The organism is Streptomyces sp. NPDC058157, assembly GCF_042884105.1.
In the GTDB taxonomy this organism is placed as follows: domain Bacteria; phylum Actinomycetota; class Actinomycetes; order Streptomycetales; family Streptomycetaceae; genus Streptomyces.
Genome location: NZ_JBHVUQ010000364.1, coordinates 1 through 3,245 on the forward strand (window position 1 = coordinate 1; position 3,245 = coordinate 3,245).

Consider the following 3,245-nt stretch of genomic DNA (forward strand, 5'->3'; position numbering starts at 1 on the left):
ATTTCCTCGGTGCTTTCCAGGTCCTTCGCTTTCGCGCTTTCCCTTTCCGGCGGTTCCGACTCTATCAGAAGTTTTCCACCGGATTTCCCGGCTTCAGTTCCTGATTCAGAGCTGGATGTGCCCCAGCGGAATGCAATTCCTTGGATTCTTGGGGGCGAAGAAGACTTTAAACCATCGCTGCCGAACTTGTCCAGTTCGAGGCAACCGTTCGAATCTACCTCCCCGCTCCGAGTGTGTCAACACCCTTTGCGGGACGACGAGGAGACTAGCAGCTGAACAGGCTTGTACGCACATCACGCCGCCGTCGGCAGCAGTGCCGTACGGTCCGCCTCCTCCACGTCGCCCGCCTCTCCGGCCCGCGACGCGCGGCCGCCCAGGACGAAGACGTAGGCCAGGAACGCGGCCTCGGCGACGACGCCGATGGAGATGCGGGCCCAGGTGGGGAGGCCCGAGGGGGTCACGAAGCCCTCGATCAGGCCCGAGACGAACAGGACCACCGCCAGGCCGATGGCCATGCCCAGGGCGGCCCGGCCCTGTTCCGCGAGGGCCACGCGGCGGGTTCGCGGGCCCGGGTCGACGACCGTCCAGCCCAGGCGCAGTCCCGTACCGGCGGCGACGAAGACGGCGGTCAGTTCGAGCAGGCCGTGCGGGAGGATCAGGCCCAGGAAGACGTCGAGGCGGCCGGCCGAGGCCATCAGGCCCAGGCCCACCCCGAGGTTGGCCATGTTCAGGAAGAGGATCCAGAGCACCGGCAGGCCCAGGAAGGCCCCCAGGACCAGGCAGACGGCGGCGGCCTGGGCGTTGTTCGTCCACACCTTCGCGGCGAAGGAGGCCGCCGGGTGGCTGGAGTAGTACGTCTCGTACTCGCCGCCCGGGCGCGTCAGCTGCTTGAGCTGCTCCGGGGCGGCGACGGCGGCCTGGACCTCCGGGTGGGTGGCGATCCACCAGCCGATGAGCACGCCGACGGCCGTGGAGAGCAGTGCCGCGGGTATCCACCAGTGGCGGCTGCGGTAGACGGCTGCCGGGAAGCCCGCGGTGAAGAAGCGGGCGGCGTCGCGCCAGCTCGCGCGGCGGGTTCCGGTGACGGTCGAGCGGGCCCGGGCCACGAGCTGGGTGAGGCGGCCGGTGAGCAGCGGGTCCGGGGCGCTCGACTGGATCATCGAGAGGTGGGTGGCGGTGCGCTGGTAGAGGGTGACGAGCTCGTCGGCTTCCGCTCCGGTGAGCCGGCGGCCGCGGCCGAGGAGCTGTTCGAGGCGGGCCCACTGCGCCTGGTGCGCGGCCACGAAGACGTCGAGATCCATCCGGTTGTCCGCTCCCCTGCCCCTGGCCCCGCCCGATACGGCTGTCTGTCCTGCGGTCAGCTTGGCAGACTGGTGTTCCACAGGGGCGGGTCAGGTCGGGGAAAGGTGTGTCCGGTGAGCGGTCTGGTGACGGGGGACGCGGTGGTCCTGGGGCTGCGGCCCTCGCGGCTGCCGAGCCGGGCGCTGGCCTACCTGCTCGATCTGGTCGTGTACTTCACCGGGTACGTGCTGGTGTTCTTCGTGCTGGTGCTCGCGACCTCCGGGCTCGACCTGGCGGCGCAGGCGGCCGTGTCCGTGGCGAGTCTGGTGCTGGTACTGGTCGGGGTGCCGATCGCGGTGGAGACGCTGAGCCACGGGCGTTCGCTGGGGAAGCTGGCGTGCGGGCTGCGGGTGGTGCGGGAGGACGGCGGGCCGATCCGGTTCCGGCACGCGCTGGTGCGCGGGGCGATGGGGGTCGTGGAGCTGCTGATGGTCTTCGGGACGGTGGCGTGCATCGCGTCGCTGGTGTCGGAGCGGGGGCGGCGGCTCGGGGACGTGTTCGGGGGGACGCTGGTGGTGCGGGAGCGGGTGCCGGGGACCCGGCTGCTGCCCGTGCCCCCGCCGCCGCCGTGGCTGGCCGGGCGGTTCACGGGGCTGGACCTGTCGGCCGTGCCCGACGGGCTGTGGCTGGCGATCCGGCAGTACCTGTCGCGGACGCACCAGCTGGACCCGCAGACCGCCGCGGTGCTGGCGGCGCGGCTCGCGGACGACGTGGTGGCCAGGACGGGGGCGCCGGCGCCGGCCGGGGTGCCGGCGGCCGCGTTCCTGATGGCCGTGGTGCACGAGCGGCAGTCGCGGGACGCCGCCCGGGCCTTCGCCGCCGGGAGCGCGTCGGCTCCCGCTCCCGCGCCCGTGGCGTACGGGGCGTACGGGGGGACGCCGGTGGTTCCCGGCCCCGCGCCGGTGGCGCCCGTTCCTCCGGTGGCGGCGCCCGTGCGGCCGGCCGGGGCCGTGGAGCCCGCGCCGCCCGCGACCGGGTTCGCGCCGCCCGCCTAGTCCTCGAAGTCTTCGAAGCCTTCGAGGTCCTCGGGGTCGGCGTCCGTGAAGGTGGACGGCGGGGTTTCCAGGTGTTCCAGTTCGATGCCGGGGGCGGAGAGGACCACGTCGCCGGCGATGTGGACGGTGTGGACCTCGCCCGTGTCGAGGGCGGTGACCTGGTACTCGTCCACGACGAGCGGGCCGCTGTCGGTGGGGTGCTCGGCGCGGGAGCGCAGGGCCCAGGCCTGGTCGACGGTGCGGGGGGCGAGGACCGGGTCGGTGAGGGCGACGAGCCGGATCCGGGTCGCGGGGGCGCCGGGGGCCAGGCGCAGCAGGCGGGCCGTGGCGATGAGGAAGGCCGGGGAGGTGCCGGTGAACCCGGGGGCGGCGACGTTGCCCTCGGTGGCCTCCCTGCCGGTGGGGTCGGTGCGGACCCAGGTGACTCCGTCGATGGCGGCGCCGCGGACCTGCCAGCTCGATGCGTTGGCCTCCAGGCGGATGGGGCGGCCGAGGGCGTCGACGGCCAGGTCGAGGGAGCCGCGGTGGTCGCCGCCGGGGGCGGTGGTCTGGGAGACGTACCGCCAGCCGGAGGGGCCGGGGGCGCAGTGGAAGTGCTCCTCGCCGAGGGGGGTGTGGTCGTGCGGGTCGTGGAGCGAGTAGCGGCCGCGGGGCATGGGGCGTGGTCCTTGGCTGGCGTTGCGGGGTGCGTACGGGGCAGGCCCCCGGCACGGGGTGCCGGGGGCCTGCTTCAGTGTGCGCGATGCGCGGGGATCCGTGGGGATCCGGCGGATCAGTAGCGGTAGTGGTCGGGCTTGTACGGGCCCTCGACCTCGACGCCGATGTACTCCGCCTGCTCCGGGCGCAGCGTGGTCAGCTTGACGCCGAGGGCGTCGAGGTGGAGGCGGGCGACCTTCTCGTCGAGGTGCT

General features: G+C 73.3%; 4 protein-coding genes. 1 reads left to right on the forward strand and 3 read right to left on the reverse strand.

Annotated features, from left to right (window positions below; translation table 11 throughout):
• Positions 1 to 293: 293 nt before the first annotated feature.
• The gene (locus ACFVXK_RS37755) at positions 294 to 1,301 is read right to left on the reverse strand and encodes a stage II sporulation protein M (protein WP_389621655.1); all 1,008 of its coding nucleotides are present in this window, start codon (positions 1,299 to 1,301) and stop codon (positions 294 to 296) included.
• A gap of 114 nt (positions 1,302 to 1,415) precedes the next feature.
• On the opposite strand from ACFVXK_RS37755, the gene ACFVXK_RS37760 reads away from it, so the two are divergent.
• On the forward strand, positions 1,416 to 2,336 hold the full coding sequence (locus tag ACFVXK_RS37760; RefSeq protein ID WP_389621658.1) for an RDD family protein: 921 nt from the start codon (positions 1,416 to 1,418) through the stop codon (positions 2,334 to 2,336).
• Here the strand turns inward: ACFVXK_RS37760 and ACFVXK_RS37765 are convergent.
• Both ACFVXK_RS37765 and ACFVXK_RS37770 read right to left on the reverse strand, forming a co-directional pair.
• Entirely contained in the window at positions 2,333 to 2,992 is a 660-nt protein-coding gene (locus ACFVXK_RS37765; protein WP_389621661.1) for a hypothetical protein, read from the reverse strand. The two genes, ACFVXK_RS37760 and ACFVXK_RS37765, sit on opposite strands and share 4 nt — an antisense overlap.
• Positions 2,993 to 3,108: 116 nt before the next feature.
• The coding region (locus tag ACFVXK_RS37770) for an adenosylhomocysteinase (protein ID WP_366450250.1) at positions 3,109 to 3,245 on the reverse strand (137 nt) is incomplete at its 5' end.

Coding starts and splice junctions, on each gene's coding strand:
- ACFVXK_RS37755 (WP_389621655.1), bottom strand. CDS start 1,301: ATGGATCTCGACGTCTTCGTGGCCGCGCACCAGGCGCAGTGGGCCCGC.
- ACFVXK_RS37765 (WP_389621661.1), bottom strand. CDS start 2,992: ATGCCCCGCGGCCGCTACTCGCTCCACGACCCGCACGACCACACCCCC.